The organism is Parabacteroides sp. CT06, from assembly GCF_002257605.1.
Lineage (GTDB): Bacteria > Bacteroidota > Bacteroidia > Bacteroidales > Tannerellaceae > Parabacteroides > Parabacteroides distasonis.
On sequence record NZ_CP022754.1, the window covers coordinates 832,773 to 848,094 of the forward strand.

14 protein-coding genes are annotated in these 15,322 nt (G+C 43.3%); 8 read left to right on the forward strand and 6 right to left on the reverse strand.

Going from position 1 to position 15,322, the window contains the following annotated elements; genetic code table 11:
* Positions 1 to 17: 17 nt before the first annotated feature.
* Both CI960_RS03555 and CI960_RS03560 read right to left on the reverse strand, forming a co-directional pair.
* Positions 18 to 2,216, reverse strand: a complete 2,199-nt coding sequence (locus CI960_RS03555; RefSeq protein WP_005855262.1) for an alpha-galactosidase — start codon at positions 2,214 to 2,216, stop codon at positions 18 to 20.
* A 70-nt stretch (positions 2,217 to 2,286) separates the two neighbouring features.
* Positions 2,287 to 3,780 (reverse strand): IMP dehydrogenase, encoded by a 1,494-nt coding sequence (locus CI960_RS03560; RefSeq protein WP_005855263.1) that lies wholly within the window; start codon positions 3,778 to 3,780, stop codon positions 2,287 to 2,289.
* A gap of 160 nt (positions 3,781 to 3,940) precedes the next feature.
* Between CI960_RS03560 and CI960_RS03565 the strand changes: the two genes are divergently transcribed.
* Positions 3,941 to 4,654: a pirin family protein gene (locus CI960_RS03565; RefSeq protein ID WP_005855265.1), complete on the forward strand. Its 714-nt coding sequence runs from the start codon at positions 3,941 to 3,943 to the stop codon at positions 4,652 to 4,654.
* 76 nt (positions 4,655 to 4,730) lie between these two features.
* Here CI960_RS03565 and CI960_RS03570 read toward each other — a convergent pair whose 3' ends face one another.
* Positions 4,731 to 6,026, reverse strand: coding sequence for a M64 family metallopeptidase (locus CI960_RS03570; protein ID WP_005855267.1), 1,296 nt, complete (start codon positions 6,024 to 6,026; stop codon positions 4,731 to 4,733).
* A gap of 109 nt (positions 6,027 to 6,135) precedes the next feature.
* Here CI960_RS03570 and CI960_RS03575 point away from each other — a divergent pair, with 109 nt between their 5' ends.
* Positions 6,136 to 6,612: a pyridoxamine 5'-phosphate oxidase family protein gene (locus tag CI960_RS03575; protein ID WP_005855269.1), complete on the forward strand. Its 477-nt coding sequence runs from the start codon at positions 6,136 to 6,138 to the stop codon at positions 6,610 to 6,612.
* Positions 6,613 to 6,650: 38 nt separating this feature from the next.
* Here CI960_RS03575 and CI960_RS03580 read toward each other — a convergent pair whose 3' ends face one another.
* Positions 6,651 to 7,283: a peroxiredoxin gene (locus CI960_RS03580; protein WP_008774437.1), complete on the reverse strand. Its 633-nt coding sequence runs from the start codon at positions 7,281 to 7,283 to the stop codon at positions 6,651 to 6,653.
* A gap of 173 nt (positions 7,284 to 7,456) precedes the next feature.
* Between CI960_RS03580 and CI960_RS03585 the strand changes: the two genes are divergently transcribed.
* The 5 genes from CI960_RS03585 to CI960_RS03605 all read left to right on the forward strand — a co-directional run bounded on the left by CI960_RS03585 (position 7,457) and on the right by CI960_RS03605 (position 13,240).
* Positions 7,457 to 9,325: a HAMP domain-containing sensor histidine kinase gene (locus tag CI960_RS03585; protein ID WP_005855273.1), complete on the forward strand. Its 1,869-nt coding sequence runs from the start codon at positions 7,457 to 7,459 to the stop codon at positions 9,323 to 9,325.
* A 170-nt stretch (positions 9,326 to 9,495) separates the two neighbouring features.
* Positions 9,496 to 10,722 carry a glycine betaine/L-proline ABC transporter ATP-binding protein gene (locus CI960_RS03590; protein ID WP_005855275.1) on the forward strand — a complete coding sequence of 409 codons (1,227 nt, stop codon included), beginning with the start codon at positions 9,496 to 9,498 and terminating at the stop codon, positions 10,720 to 10,722.
* Complete coding sequence (locus CI960_RS03595) at positions 10,719 to 11,552, forward strand: proline/glycine betaine ABC transporter permease (protein ID WP_005855277.1); 834 nt, start codon at positions 10,719 to 10,721, stop codon at positions 11,550 to 11,552. Before CI960_RS03590 ends, CI960_RS03595 begins: the two co-directional genes overlap by 4 nt.
* Before the next feature lie 28 nt (positions 11,553 to 11,580).
* Positions 11,581 to 12,474: a glycine betaine ABC transporter substrate-binding protein gene (locus tag CI960_RS03600; protein WP_005855279.1), complete on the forward strand. Its 894-nt coding sequence runs from the start codon at positions 11,581 to 11,583 to the stop codon at positions 12,472 to 12,474.
* Positions 12,461 to 13,240, forward strand: coding sequence for a GDSL-type esterase/lipase family protein (locus CI960_RS03605; RefSeq protein ID WP_008781006.1), 780 nt, complete (start codon positions 12,461 to 12,463; stop codon positions 13,238 to 13,240). The genes CI960_RS03600 and CI960_RS03605 overlap by 14 nt, the downstream gene beginning before the upstream one ends.
* Positions 13,241 to 13,322: 82 nt before the next feature.
* Here the strand turns inward: CI960_RS03605 and CI960_RS03610 are convergent, their stop codons facing one another.
* Both CI960_RS03610 and CI960_RS03615 read right to left on the reverse strand, forming a co-directional pair.
* Positions 13,323 to 13,802 carry a ferritin gene (locus tag CI960_RS03610; RefSeq protein ID WP_182001071.1) on the reverse strand — a complete coding sequence of 160 codons (480 nt, stop codon included), beginning with the start codon at positions 13,800 to 13,802 and terminating at the stop codon, positions 13,323 to 13,325.
* Between the two features lie 90 nt (positions 13,803 to 13,892).
* Entirely contained in the window at positions 13,893 to 14,321 is a 429-nt protein-coding gene (locus CI960_RS03615; RefSeq protein WP_005855288.1) for an Hsp20/alpha crystallin family protein, read from the reverse strand.
* Positions 14,322 to 14,695: 374 nt separating this feature from the next.
* Here CI960_RS03615 and CI960_RS03620 point away from each other — a divergent pair, with 374 nt between their 5' ends.
* Positions 14,696 to 15,322 carry an NUDIX hydrolase N-terminal domain-containing protein gene (locus CI960_RS03620; RefSeq protein ID WP_005855292.1) on the forward strand — a complete coding sequence of 209 codons (627 nt, stop codon included), beginning with the start codon at positions 14,696 to 14,698 and terminating at the stop codon, positions 15,320 to 15,322.

Genomic DNA, 15,322 nt, shown 5'->3' on the forward strand with positions numbered 1-15,322 from the left:
CTCTGTTGACAATTTAGTTAGTGAGCCTCGGTCAGCTCTATGACCTTGCTATGGGCATGAGCCGTAGAGAACACGTTCATTCCTATTTTCATCAAGAAATCTCCGCTGAAGGTACCTCCGTCGGTAACCAAGGTCGATTTCTGGCCCGGCATGAGGTTTATCTCTTGTACCTTATATTTCTTATTCGGGTCCAATCCTTGTAGCTTTACGGGGAAAGTCTTTTCTCCGAAGCGAGGGTGGATATCATAAGCGAATAGGACGGATTTGCTTTTTGCCTTATCCACGTACATCACGGATGAATGGTTGGTATCGTAAGGGGAGACTAGACGGTACAGATCGCCGTCGAGGATCGTGCCCTTTAGACGTTTGTAGTTGGCAACTGCTTCTTGGCAGTATTTCATCTCGTCATCGTTCATTTCCTTCAAGCTGATATCGAAGCCCATCTTACACATCATGGCCACGTCGGTACGGAACTTGATGGAGGTATTCTTGTTCCAGCTAGTCACGTGGGCGCACATTGCCTTTGCCGGGAAGAACTGGGAGAATCCCCATTGGATATACAAACGCTCGATCGGATCGGTGTTGTCGCTGCACCAGAATTCCGTGAAATATTTCAATGCCTCGTAATCACAGCGGGCACCCCCACCGGAGCAAAGCATGATCGGTAGGTGAGGGTATTTCTCGGCTACCCGTTTGAATACGTTATAGACACCTCGTACATGGTCGATATACAATTGATTCTGTTTCTCTTTAAGATAGGGGGAATAGACATTGGTAATCGGGCTGTTGCAATCCCATTTGAAGAAAGCCAGATCCGGATTCTCGATCATGATATTATCCACCACGCTGAATACATAATCCTGTACTTTCGGATTGCTTAAGTCTAAGACAAGTTGATTGCGATAGTAATAGGTCTCACGATTCGGTAGATGGATCGCCCAGTCCGGGTGTTTCTCGAAAAGTTCGCTCTTGGGGTTTACCATCTCCGGCTCGATCCAGATACCGAATTTCACGCCGGCATCTTTAGCGACCTGCACCAGATGAGGAATGCCGTTTGGCAACTTATCGTGTGTAACCTCCCAATCGCCCAATCCGGCCTTATCGTTTTGACGAGGGTATTTATTAGCGAACCAACCATCATCCAGCAAAAACATATCTACACCTAGATGCTTGGCTTCTTTCATTAGTTCCTCCAATTTCTTCTCGTTGAAATTGAAACCAGTCGATTCCCAGTTGTTCAGTAGGGTAAGTCGATCGCCTTTACCATCCTTGATCTGGTAATTACGTGCCCAATCATGGATATCACGACTGGCTTTTCCGGTTCCTTGATTACTCAACGTAAAGATAAACTCAGGAGTGACGAACCATTCGTTCGGTTTCAATTCATAGGCGGACGCATAGGGATTGATGCCGGAGATGACACGAAGGTTACCGGCGTTATCCACCTCGAACGTAAAGCGGTAGTTTCCAGTCCAACCGATCGTTCCCATTAAAACATCTCCTGTATTCTCGCTGGCCGGGGCACCTAACCCAATCTCAAAAAACGGGTAAGCGTGCATGGCGGCACGGGAGCCTAGTTTCGTATCGATAATCTTTTTCCCGAATTTCAAGTCTTGGCTGCTCATCTGTACTTCTTTGGCCCAGTCACCGCTAAACTCGGTCAATACATAGCGAGGACTCTCGAAATAAAGCATATTGGAAGCGTATTGGGTAATCGTGACCGGTTTTTTCTCCATATGACGAATCTCAGTCCAAGCCTTGATCACGTTTTCTTTAGCGAAGGTTACATAATGTAATTTAGCCTCCACTGGGTATACATCGTCTTTCAGGGAGATAATTGTCTCCGTAACGTTATTGTCTAGTTTCTTAGATTCGCTGGAAACATACTTGAATATGCTAGTCATGTTTCCGTCGTTATGCTGGATGGCGAAAGCTGGTTCGAAATAATCTTCCGCTCCTGAGCAAGGATATACTTCCCATCCACGGGTTGATACGCTGCCATCCGTTCCGGCTTGGATATTCCATGAGAGGTTCTCAAATTCGGATTCGTTTACTAATTTATTCCCTAGATAAGTTTGGTAGAGCCGTCCATTGGGGGCTACTTGTAAAATCAAGTCCGTCTCATTGGTTGAGATTAAGATCATCTTTTGATCGGCGGCTTTTACGAATGGCAAACAAAAACACAAAAGGATAACTGTAAGTAATAGATTTTTCATGGTAAATTATTTGAATGTGTAAATAGTAGAGACGTAGCGTGCCACGCCTCTACTAGAATACATATTGTAATTAATTCTGCTCTTTCAGGATCACGTCGTGAGCGCCACCCTCAACGATACTCGTAGAGGAGACAAGCGTGATCTTGGCATGCTGCTGCAACTCTTGGATAGAGATGGAACCACAGCTACACATCGTAGCGATCATCTTACCCAATGTTACGTTTAAATTATCTTTCAATTTTCCGGCATACGGTACATAGCTGTCCACGCCTTCCTCGAATTTCAAGGATTCGTTCCCACCCATGTCATAGCGCTGCCAGTTCTTCGCACGGTTAGAGCCCTCACCCCAATACTCCTTCACGAAGTTGTTTCCGATTTTCATCTTCTTCGTAGGCGACTCGTCGAAGCGGGCGAAATAACGGCCCATCATCAAGAAATCGGCACCCATAGCCAACGCCAATACCATATGGTAATCGTGTACCAGACCACCATCGCTACAGATAGGGATATAAACGCCGTGTCTTTTGAAATACTCGTCACGAGCTTTCGCTACGTCGATCAAGGCGGTAGCCTGTCCGCGACCGATACCTTTCTGCTCACGGGTGATACAGATGGAACCACCACCGATACCTACCTTGATGAAATCCGCTCCGGCGTCAGCCAAGTAGTTGAAACCATCTTGGTCAACCACGTTTCCGGCACCAACCAGTACCTTGTCTCCGTAGGTATCCTTGATCCAGTGCAAGGTCTCGTACTGCCATTCGGAATAGCCGTCGGAAGAGTCGATACACAATACGTCAACGCCAGCCTCTACCAATGCCGGAACACGTTCCTTATAGTCGCGGGTGTTGATACCGGCACCTACTAATAATTTCTTATCACCGCCGGATAACTCTTTCGGGTTCTCACGGTGGCTATCGTAGTCCTTGCGGAATACGAAGTATTGAAGCTTCTGATCCTTGTCGATGATTGGCAATGTATTCAACTTATGATCCCAGATAATCTGGTTCGCCTCTTTCAAGGTCATGCCTAGCTCGCCAACGATTAGTTTAGCGAACGGGGTCATGAAATCTTTCACCTTCATGTCGATCGGGTCTTTGCCTTCACGGTAATCGCGACTGGTTACCATACCTAGCAATTTGCCGTTAGGCGTACCATCATCTGTCACACCAATCGTAGAATGTTCTGTCCGGCGGACTAGCTCAAGCACGTCGGCCAAGGTATTCTCGGGCGTAAGGTTAGAGTCGCTGATAACAAATCCGGCCTTGAATTTCTTTACTTTGCGAACCATATCCGCTTGGCTCTCGATCGGTTGCGAGCCGAAGATGAAGGAAAGTCCTCCGTTGCGAGCCAACTCGATTGCCAGTTTAGGGCCGGAAACCGATTGCATGATCGCTGAAACGAAAGGAATATTTAATTCAATAGCGGATTTCTCGCCAGACTTGAATTTCACAAGCGGCGTTTTCAATGAAACGTTTGCGGGAATACATTCTTTGGTGGTTAAACCGGGAATAAGTAAATACTCACCAAATGTTCTCGATACATCGTTTAAGTAGATTGCCATAAGATTTTATATTTACAGGATGAGTTTTTTTAATTGTGCAAAAGTAGCGATTTCTGTTCATATATGAATCACATGTTTACATGAAATGTTCGAAATATGCGTCCCGCAACATTTATAGTTATGGATTTGTTATTAATGTAGATTTAAAAAGGAGGAAAATATGAGAGTTGTAGTTGATAAGGCTCAATCCAGAGGGTATGCGAATCACGGTTGGTTGAAAACACATCACACGTTTAGCTTTGCTAATTATTACAATCCGGAAAGGGTTCATTTCGGGATGCTACGTGTATTGAATGATGATTCCGTGGCGCCGGGTGAGGGATTCGATATGCATCCACATAAGAATATGGAGGTTATCTCCATCCCGTTAAAGGGATATTTACGCCATGGGGATAGCATAAAGAATAGCGAGGTGATTACGCCGGGAGATATTCAGGTGATGAGCGCCGGTACCGGTATCGTGCATAGTGAGTTCAACGACAGCGGTAATGAACAATTGGAGTTCTTGCAAATATGGGTATTTCCCCGTGAGGAGAATACCAAGCCTCATTATGCCAGTTATGACGTGCGTCCGGTTACTTCGGAAAAGAATAAGTTGTCCTTGATCATCGCTCCGGATGGTAGCGCTCCTGCGTCGATCAACCAAGACGCTTGGTTCTCTTTAGGAAACCTAGATGCCGGTCAAGTAAAAGAGTACAAGCTACATAGTAAAAATAATGGAGTTTATTTATTCGTGATCGACGGAGAGGTGGAGGTAAGTAATACGATCCTGTCTAAGCGTGACGGGGCCGGATTCTGGGAAACCGATAGCATTACGATAGAAGTCTTGAAGCACGCAAAAGTTCTTTTGATAGAAATTCCGATGATGAAATAAATGTTGATAGGTTAGTGCTGGCGGGTATCTTAATAGTTGATGTAACAAAGCTATTAGGGTACCCGCTCTTTCCTTGTTAATGTTTTATCGGTTTATCCGTGAAGTAATCGATCATCTTTAAGATCGCCCGGCTACAAGCTGGACAGAATGGAGCGTAATCACGCATCATACAGTGATCCATCGGGCGATAAATGCCTTTAGCGATGTAACCGCCTCCCTCGAATACGCCTGCCTTATCCTTATGGGCGTCATCTAATGGGGTAGGTATCGGTGTATTAGTCGGTAGAAGATCTTTCCATTTAGCATCGAAGTTAACCAAGGTCGTGATGTTCGGTTCCCAAGGCTCGTACTTCAAATTATAAAAATCTTGATAAGCGACCTCGGAACTGAAATATTCATCTGCTAGACCAGCGAAACTATGTCCGAACTCGTGAACGAATACGACCGGGGTACGTGGGTTATCGGCGGTTCCCATGGCATAAAAATTATACATACCGCCACCACCGTAAGCGTCCGTGTTTACCAAGATGAAGATTGCGTCGCAAGGAGCGTTCCATACGGCGTCACGTATAGACTTCATATCCGGGGTGGTTAAATAGCGATCTACACCGAATGTATAATAACCGGAATTCAATGCGGTATTCTTGAATATACCTTTACCGGATACATCTGTTCCCGATTCTTCCGAAACGGCATCTACCGCCCAAATATTGAAATCTTCCCGGCGAGTGTCATAAGGCGGGGTTTTAAACAATGCCTCCGTAAAACGTTTGGCATCAGCTACGAATTTCTCTTGCTCATCCGCCGTATAACCTTCCGCCAAAAATACGAGGTCTACTTTCCCGGAGGAATCCCCGTTATATTGGATTTTTGTGATCCGGTTTTCCTTGAGTTTTCCCCGGTCAATAAAAATACTGGCCGGATCAATCTCTTGTTTCAATAAAAGATGGAACTGCATGTCGGCCTTGTCTCTTGCCGTAATCTCAATGATGACAGGAGCTTTCGGATAGGGGATAGAGATGCTATTTGTCCAAGATTGTGTCTCGGTCTTCGCTTGCTCCGTACTTCTCCATTCTTCGAATAACGTATTGAATCCTCGTGAGTAGATCAACTCTTTACCGGCTTTATCATATACATTAATATAATACCCTCCATAACCAAACGGATCGATCAAGTTTTTGACCGGCCCTGCCCAGACGGGTTCTTCCCGGAGTTGTTGTATAGCGGCGGCTTGGAAATCCCAATTCCCGCTCAATGCGAAATCAATCCGGAGACTTTTCTTCGTGAAGTGTTTTTCAAAATTAGTTTGTGCCAGACAAGTGAAACTGAAAAGAATGGCGAATAATAATAATAAGGTTATTCTTGCTCTCATAGATCTATAATATTTATCATGTGTCAACTTTATGACGCAAATGTATATTATTTTTTTATAGATTTGCCACGATTAGTGTATTATACTCGTTTATAAATAAATTAGACCTATGTTTAGAGAGATCAGACGAAAAGACCGGATTTTGGATAATGAGTTGGCAATTCGTTTATTGGAGGAGGCGGAATATGGTTTTTTGGCCATGTCGGGGATAAATGGGTATGGGTATGGAATCCCGATCAATTATGTAAAGGAAGGGGATTCTATTTATTTCCATTGCGCTCCGGAAGGGTATAAGCTGGAATGTCTACGAGAAAACCCGAAAGTGAGTTTCACGGTAGTTGGCGCTACACAAATCGTTCCGGGAAAATTCACGACAGGTTACGAGAGCACTATCGCTTTTGGAGAGATACATTTGGATTTGCCGGAAGAAGAGCGTCGGTATGCCTTGCGGCTACTCGTGAATAAATATTCATCGGCGTTTAAGGAGATCGGCGAAAAGTATATTGAGAAATCTTTTTACCGGACTAATATCTTACGTCTAGATATCTCGCATATCTCGGGAAAGTGTAAACGATTGTCTCAATAGTATAAGAAAGGGGGCCTAGCCCCCTTTCTTGCAATATATCAATGATGGCTTAAATAATTAGAGACTCCTGCGTTTGTCGCTTTCATGGCGTCTTTTCCTTTGGACCAATTTGCCGGGCAAACCTCGCCATATTCTTCGAAGTGCTGTAAGGCATCGACCATACGGAGAGCCTCGTCTACGTTACGGCCTAATGGTAAATCGTTGATTACATAATGACGGATCAAGCCCTCTTTGTCAATCAGGAACAGACCCCGGTAAGCGACCGGATTTCCTCTGGAGATAAGTTCTCCACTTTCGTTTGTAATATAATCAGCGGCTAATACGCCAAAGTTTTCAGAGATGGTTTTGGAAAAATCGGATACGAGTGGATAAGTCACCCCATGGATACCTCCTTTATTCTTATCTTGGTTTAACCATGCGAAATGAGAAAATTGAGAATCGACGGAGCAACCAACCACCGCTACGTTACGTCTTTCGAATTCCTGTAACTTTTGTTGGAAGGCATGTAATTCTGTCGGGCAAACGAATGTAAAGTCCATCGGATAGAAAAACATGACTACATACTTCTTGCCTACATATTGTTCCAAAGAGAAATCCTCGATGATCTCATTGCCATTCACTACTGCCGGAGCGTGGAATTCCGGTGCCTTTTTACCTATTAATGCTTTCATATTATAATTAATTTGTTTGTTAAGTAACAAGCGTAAGTGAAGGTTTGTTGTTGCTTTTTTAGTAAAGAGACTGATTTTCTTGTGAAATAGACCTAAAGTTTATGCTTTAAAATTTCTCTGATTTTCAAAGATTTTATTTCTTTGTAACTTATTGATGTTAATAAAGAAAGTATATGGAGGTTTCCGAGGTAAAACAGCGTTTGCTGACAGATTTTTTTACATATTATCCCATGGGAGGTGCTCTGTATGATAAAAACGGTGCGCTAATTGATATAAATAAGTCCTTAAACGAGAAATTTCCTTTTACAAATGAAGCGGACTTCTTATTAAATAATCTTTTTCGTACAGATTTGTTGACCGATCTTCAAAAACAATATCTGCGTGGGGGAAGCGTGGTTTCCGGTTCTTTGCCTGTACCGTATTCTATCATCCCCTCAATGAAAGAGAATAGAGAGATTCTTGGATATACCTTATTATTAACGGGTAATCCGGCGGTCGGGCAGGAGGCAGCCGGTTATGACCGGGAATTGAAGGAATTGACGGACATGTCGCAAAAGATGGCGGAAGCGGTTCCTGATACGATCCTTTTGGTAAACAAGCAATTGATCGTAGAGCGGATTATCGCTTATGCTGTGGAGACTTGTATAACGCCGGAGTCGATCAATCGGCGTATCGATGATCTTCCGGGTTTCATTTATCCGGATGAGACTAAGCGTCGTGTGGCCACGATCGTGCAAAGTTGCTTGAATAAGTCGGAGATCATGAATTTAGATTTATCGATTCCGGGACATAACGCTCCGGTCGTTTATTTTAAACTACGGTTGGTACCTGTACATGACCGGTATGTGATTATTTATATACGGAATGTGTCGGAGCTCGTTGAGCAGGAGAAAGCGAATGAGGCGTTAAGCAGTAAGTTGTCCGAAAGTCGGATGATGATGGAGCTTGCTTTGCAGAATAGCAAGATTACGACTTATTCTTTTAATTTCAGCCGATTTAAGTCTTGCGATAAAGTACATTGTAACCGTTGTTTCCAGTTTTATGGCACGACCAATAGTTTATTGAAACGTAATCAGTTCATCTGTCAGGCTTTGCCGCAACTTCGTCACCCGGACGATTCTGGCGACTTTTTCTATCTATTCAATACGATCCGTGCGAATAAATTGGATGAATATAAAATAGATTTTCGTCTAAAGAACGATGATAATACCTATCGGATCTATGAGGTGATCGGTAAGACGCATGAGAAGGATGAAAATGGTTTCCCGAATTTGATTGTTGGCTGTATGATCGATGATCAAGAACGATTGGAGTTTGAGGAAGACTTGATCTCAGCCAAGGAAAAAGCGGAGGAGGCGGATATGCTTAAGTCGACTTTCTTAGCGAATATGACCCATGAGATCCGTACACCATTGAACGCTATTGTCGGTTTCTCTGATTTGTTAGGAGTGGAGGAGGATTTGGAATTGCGTCAAAATTATATTAGCTTGATCAAGATGAACAATGATTTACTTTTAAGTATAGTCAATGATGTTTTGGATATTTCCAGAATCGAGTCTGATATGATGACATTTACTTATATGGATGTTTATTTACCTTCCTTTATGAAAGATCTATATAACTCCATACAATTACGTAAGCCGGAAGGGGTGGAAATAACCTTGGATGCATGTCCCGATATCATATTTAATATAGATCGAAATCGATTATGGCAAATCTGCATGAATTTATTGACGAATGCGGTTAAGCATACCAAGAAAGGTAGTATCTGGTTTGGGTATACGCTTGAGGCTGAGGAGAAAATGATTAAGTTTTATGTTTCGGATACAGGCTGTGGCATTCCCAAAGATGAATTGGATAATATCTTTGCTCGGTTCGTGCAATTAAGCGATTTTGAGCAAGGAATCGGATTGGGATTAGCAATTTGTAAAGGTCTGGTATTAAAAATGGGCGGTAATATTTCAGTGATGTCCGAAGAAGGATTTGGTTCTACATTTATTTTCACTTTACCTATGAAAAGACCCAATAGTTGGAAAAACTAGTGAACAATACTCTTTGAAATTCGGTTGTCTATATAAGAGATGATTTAGGTTGTAGTCAATTTCCATAATAAGCATTAACTTATATATGCTTTTGGTTTATGTTTTGCCATAAGAAATTCTGGACTTATGGCCTAATCTTTTTGTATCATACCTGTAATCAAAGATTTTATATGACGAAAATAGAAATAAAGAATTTATCTATTCTTTTCGGCCCGGAGAAAATGCGTGCGAAAAGAATGCTAGTAGCGGGAAAAAGTAAACAAGACATTTTGAAAGAAACGGGTTGCACGGTAGCTGTACGTAATGCGAACCTAAAAATTGAGGAAGGGGAGTTATTTGTGATAATGGGACTTTCCGGAAGTGGAAAATCTACGCTGTTACGTTGTATTAACCGATTGAACGAGCCCTCTTTGGGAGAAGTCTTTATCAACGGAAAAAACATAACGACTTCCTCGGATAAAGAATTATTGGATATACGGCGTAAGGAAATGGCTATGGTTTTCCAGCATTTTGGATTGCTGCCCCATCGCACGGTATTGAGTAATATCGCTTTTGGCTTGGAGTTACAAGGGGTTCCTAAAAAAGAAAGAGACCAGAAAGCTGTGGAAAGTGTAGCCCTAGTAGGGTTAAAAGGATACGAGAACCAGAAGGTTAGCGAGTTGTCTGGAGGTATGCAGCAACGTGTCGGATTGGCCCGTGCGATCGCGAATGATCCCGAGGTGCTCTTAATGGATGAGGCTTTTTCTGCCTTAGACCCATTGATCCGTGTACAGATGCAGGATGAGCTATTGAAACTACAAGAGAAGATGCAAAAAACGATCATCTTTATTACGCATGATCTTGACGAGGCGATTAAGTTGGGGGATCGTATCGCCATTATGAAAGACGGGGAGGTCGTGCAAGTAGGTACCCCTGAGGAGATCTTGACAGATCCGGCCAATCATTATGTCTCTAGATTTACGGAAAATGTAGATCGTGGACGTATCGTTACAGCCTCATCGATAATGATAACCCAGCCGGTTGTCGCTCGTATCCGTAAAGATGGCCCGGAGACCGTGTTGAGGAAAATGAAAGAGAAAAACTTATATGTATTGCCGGTCGTGGATGGAAATAGGCAATTTCTGGGCGAGGTTCGTTTGAAAGATGTCTTGGCTCTTCGGAAAGCGGGGAATCATGATCTTTCATCGATTGTGATGAAAGAGGTTCCTTCGGTTCTGGAAAACACGACGGTTGAGGATATGCTTCCTTTGTTACCGGAGATCCGGCAGGCCTTACCGGTCGTTAATGAGGCCAATCAATTGGCTGGCTTGGTTTCTACTTCATCGATTATAATCGAGATGACGGGGAAGGATAAAGAGGAAATAGATCAAATTGTTCAAAACGCGATAGAATTATGATAAATATAGGAAAATATATAGAGATTGCCATTAATTGGCTGACTGAGCATTTCGCTCGTTTTTTTGATGTGATAAATGATGGGGTCGGAGGATTTATCGATGCTTTTCAAGATGGGCTGACTTGGATTCCGTTTTATGTGATGATTTTGGGCTTGGCATTGTTGGCTTGGTTCAAGGCAGGAAAAGGAGTCGGCGTGTTCACGGCATTGGGTCTATTGTTAATTTACGGAATGGGTTTCTGGGTGGAAACGATGCAGACTTTGGCCTTGGTACTGTCTTCTACCATTATCGCCTTGATGATCGGAGTTCCGTTAGGAATTTGGACCGCACGCAGTGATCGGGCGGATAAGATCATCCATCCGGTCTTGGATTTGATGCAAACGATGCCGGCTTTCGTCTACTTGATACCAGCCGTTTTGTTTTTTGGTTTAGGTCCGGTACCCGGCGCTTTCGCAACGGTGATTTTCGCCATGCCCCCGGTTGTGCGGTTGACCGATCTGGGAATCCGTCAAGTCCCGGCCGATATTGTGGAGGCTACCCGCTCATTTGGCGCTACTTCCTTTCAGTTGCTTTATAAGGTGCAATTGCCATTGGCTTTGCCAACGATCATGACGGGAGTGAATCAAACGATCATGCTTTCACTTTCTATGGTAGTGATAGCGGCCATGATCTCGGCAGGAGGATTGGGTGAGATTGTCTTGCGAGGAATTACCCAAATGAAAATAGGTTTAGGTTTCGAAGGAGGTATAGCGGTCGTTATCTTGGCTATTATCTTGGATCGTATTACGCAGGGCTGGGCGAAAGGTAAAGTGAATAAACAAAAGAAATAAGAAACATAGAAAAGAAAGAAATAGATATATGAGACGATTTACGATTATTATTGGATGCTGTATGCTTTTGGTGACCTTGCAATTTATTTTCAGTTGTGTGGATAGCAAGGATCGAAAGAAAATATCGATAGCGTACGCTAATTGGGCGGAGGGCATCGCTATGACCAACTTAGCCAAAGTGATATTAGAGGATCAAGGATATCGGGTAACATTAAAAAATGCGGATATCGCCCCGATCTTTACTTCTGTCGCTTCGGGAAAAGCGGATGTGTTCATGGATGCATGGTTACCGGTGACCCATGCGGATTATATGGAACAATACGGGGACCGGCTTGAGACACTCGGAACGGTTTATGAGCATGCGAAATTGGGCTTGGTAGTTCCGGAGTACGTTACCATTCGTTCCATCGAGGATTTGAATGCCCATAAAGATCAATTTAAAGGTGAGATTATAGGGATCGATGCCGGCGCCGGTTTGATGAACTCGGCGGATAAGGCGGTTCAAGATTATTCTTTGGATTTTGATTTGAAATCTTCCAGTGGGGCTACGATGGTTGCTTTCTTGAAGAAATCGATTGATGCGAACGAATGGATCGTGGTTACCGGATGGACCCCTCATTGGATGTTCTCACGTTATCCGTTAAAATTCTTGGAAGACCCGAAAGAGGAATTTGGAGACTCGGAGCATATCGAGGTTATCGCTACGAAAGGATTCTCTGAGAAAGATCCATATGCAGCCTCTTTTTTCAAGAACTTTAAGTTAACCGATGAACAACTGAGCGAATTGATGTATTATATGGAAGACGGGACACGTACGGAATCGCGATCAGCCCGTGCTTGGCTTGAAAAACATCCCGAGATAATCAAATTATTCTTACCTTCGCAGGAGAATCAATTGAATGGGAGCCATGAGACAAATTAAGGGAGTCATATGTATTTTAATAAGTATCGTTATGTGTTGGTCTGCTTCAGCCGCAAACAATAAACGTTATGTGAATATCGTATTTATCGGGAATAGTATCACGTTTGGCGCCGGGTTACCGAAGCCTGTCCATGATGCGCCTCCTGTAAAGGCTGCGTTGTTTTTAAGCAAGTGCCCGGAAGTGGCTTCGGTCAAGTATTCCAATAGAGGACAGAGCGGCTGTACTACCGTTGATTATTTGCCGGATACGAATACGCTCTTCCCGTGGGCCGTACGTGCTGCCGATAAATTTAAGGATGAGACTTGGGCGGATTTGGTGTTCTCTATTATGCTGGGGACGAACGATAGCGCGATAGAAGGCACGAACGGCTGCCCGGTAACGCCCGAGCGGTATTATGAGAACATGAAGACAATTATCAATCGCTTATTAGCTTTATACCCGAATTGCCGTATTGTGGTACATCGTCCTCTATGGTATAGCCCGAATACGTATAATGGAGCTAAATATTTGGAAGAAGGCTTGCGAAGGCTCCAAGATTATTATCCGCAAATACAACGATTAGTCGATTATTATGCGTCTCATTTTCCCGGACAAGTCTTTCTGGGAGATACGAAAGGATTTGATTATTTTAAGGAAAACCATTTAACGGATTTCCAAGCGGAGAAGGGCAACGCCGGAGTGTTCTATCTTCATCCGAATGAGAAAGGAGCGGTCCGGTTAGGCGAATTGTGGAGTGAGGCGATTCGTCAGGCTTTAGGGCTTTGACCTCTATAAAAAAGCCATGCCATCCCAAGAAGACGACATGGCTTTTTAGGTCCATTTATAGGTATGACAAGCAAGTATTCGTTTATCTTTTTCCTAATTGATGATCCATTAATACGGCATGATGTTCTCCGTATAATTTAAGTTTCTCGACAATATTTTTCGCTGTAGCCTCTTCCTCTACCTGTTCCCGGACGAAACCCCATAGGAAATCTTGTGTCGCCTTGTCTTTCTCTTCGGAAGCGATATCGACAATCTTGTCGATCAATCCGGATACATGCACCTCATGCTCGTAGATATGCTGGAAAATCTCCAACGGCTCTCCCCATGCCGTAGGAACGGAATTAACTACTCCGATCGTCACTTGTCCGCCACGCTTGATTGAGTAATCGATCATTTTATAGGCATGTTCAAGTTCCTCTTGCGATTGTTTTAGCGTCCAATGCGCGAAACCATCCAGCCCTATCTGAGTGAAATGTACCGACATGGATAAATATAGGTTGGATGACCACATCTCCATGTTGATTTGCTCGTTTAGAGCATCTGATAATTTTCTGCTTAAAATCATAATGGCTTATTCTATTTTATGTTGTTTATAAATAGAACAAGCCATTATCGGTTTTGTTGAGTTTTTACGAAGGAAAGTGTATCGAGGTTATTTGATCTCGATTACTTTCTCGGCCATTTTAGCCTCTTCCTCAGTTCTTTTCGGTATGCTGATACTCAAGACGCCGTTCTCAACCTTCGCCTCAATCTTGTCTTTCTCTACATTGTCAGGCAAAACCATGGTTTGTTGGAACTTGCTATAAGAGAATTCGCGTCTCAGATAGCGTCCGTCTTTCTTATCCTCATTCTTTTCTTCTTTTTTCTCCATAGATACGACCAAGTTGTTGTTCTCATCGATCTTGATGTTGAAATCGTTCTTCGTCATACCGGGAGCGGCTACCTCAACTCGATAATCCTTATCGGATTCTATCACGTTGATGGCTGGAGCTGTAGAGTTTGCTTTTATCATCCAGTCGTTGTCAAATAAATCATTGAATACATACGGTAACCAATTTTGACTTCTTCTCATCGGTGTCATAATACAGTCCTCCAATTATTAGTTAAATATTCTATTTACTATTCTTATTTCTGAACTCGTCCTTTTTAATCTCGAATTCGCTATAGATACTTCAAATGGTATGCCAATCTGATAATGTGTGTGTTAACTCGGATGAAAGAGATTGAATAAGGTTTAATCCACGCATGGGGAACTTATGTTTCGGGGGATGCGGGTGCAGGGAATAATATCTTTTAGAAACTGGAATAAGATACAATGAAACGGGAATCTGTAATATTGGCATAATATACGTTATTTTGGCACGATAGAATGACGGGTTGGATAATAACTTTTATCTTTAGACGTTCTATTCATGAATCATATGGGATCATGTTATCTAAAACAGTAAAGCTATTATGTCTAGAAGTAAGGAATTGATTTTATTGGCCCAACGTATCCGGGCCTTGTCCCAGACGGGGTTGGTTTATTCATTAAGCGAGTACGATACGGAACGTTATGAAGAGTTGAGCCGCCTAAGTGATGAAATAACGGCTCTGGCTACCGGATTGAAGCCCGATGATGTAGCGAGTGGTTACCGCCCGGCCCAAGAGTATGTAACCCCGAAAGTCGATATCCGTGCGGTTGTCTTTAACGAGAAAGACGAGATTTTGCTGGTCCGTGAGAAAATGGACGGATGTTGGTCGTTGCCCGGCGGATGGAGCGATGTGGGGTATTCCCCGAAAGAGGTAGCGGCGAAAGAGGTGAAAGAGGAGACGGGCTTGGATGTGCTTCCGGTCCGCTTGCTGGCCGTGATGGATATGAGCAAGCATCCGCATCCCGCTATACCTTATTATGTATATAAGTTTTTTATCCTTTGCGAGTTAAAGGGCGGATCGTTTACCGAGACTTTCGATATCTTGGGGAAAGGTTTCTTTCGATTGGAGGAGTTGCCCCCGTTGTCCTTGGAGCGTGTGCTGCCGGAGCAGATCCAACGGATGTATGCCTATTATAAGCATCCGGGCGAAGATGTTTATCTGGATTAA

What these genes read in the sequence shown, in the direction of transcription:
- CI960_RS03555 (WP_005855262.1), bottom strand. Translation starts at nt 2,216, where the DNA reads ATGAAAAATCTATTACTTACAGTTATCCTTTTGTGTTTTTGTTTGCCA.
- CI960_RS03560 (WP_005855263.1), bottom strand. Translation starts at nt 3,780, where the DNA reads ATGGCAATCTACTTAAACGATGTATCGAGAACATTTGGTGAGTATTTA.
- CI960_RS03565 (WP_005855265.1), top strand. Translation starts at nt 3,941, where the DNA reads ATGAGAGTTGTAGTTGATAAGGCTCAATCCAGAGGGTATGCGAATCAC.
- CI960_RS03570 (WP_005855267.1), bottom strand. Translation starts at nt 6,026, where the DNA reads ATGAGAGCAAGAATAACCTTATTATTATTATTCGCCATTCTTTTCAGT.
- CI960_RS03575 (WP_005855269.1), top strand. Translation starts at nt 6,136, where the DNA reads ATGTTTAGAGAGATCAGACGAAAAGACCGGATTTTGGATAATGAGTTG.
- CI960_RS03580 (WP_008774437.1), bottom strand. Translation starts at nt 7,283, where the DNA reads ATGAAAGCATTAATAGGTAAAAAGGCACCGGAATTCCACGCTCCGGCA.
- CI960_RS03585 (WP_005855273.1), top strand. Translation starts at nt 7,457, where the DNA reads ATGGAGGTTTCCGAGGTAAAACAGCGTTTGCTGACAGATTTTTTTACA.
- CI960_RS03590 (WP_005855275.1), top strand. Translation starts at nt 9,496, where the DNA reads ATGACGAAAATAGAAATAAAGAATTTATCTATTCTTTTCGGCCCGGAG.
- CI960_RS03595 (WP_005855277.1), top strand. Translation starts at nt 10,719, where the DNA reads ATGATAAATATAGGAAAATATATAGAGATTGCCATTAATTGGCTGACT.
- CI960_RS03600 (WP_005855279.1), top strand. Translation starts at nt 11,581, where the DNA reads ATGAGACGATTTACGATTATTATTGGATGCTGTATGCTTTTGGTGACC.
- CI960_RS03605 (WP_008781006.1), top strand. Translation starts at nt 12,461, where the DNA reads ATGAGACAAATTAAGGGAGTCATATGTATTTTAATAAGTATCGTTATG.
- CI960_RS03615 (WP_005855288.1), bottom strand. Translation starts at nt 14,321, where the DNA reads ATGACACCGATGAGAAGAAGTCAAAATTGGTTACCGTATGTATTCAAT.
- CI960_RS03620 (WP_005855292.1), top strand. Translation starts at nt 14,696, where the DNA reads ATGTCTAGAAGTAAGGAATTGATTTTATTGGCCCAACGTATCCGGGCC.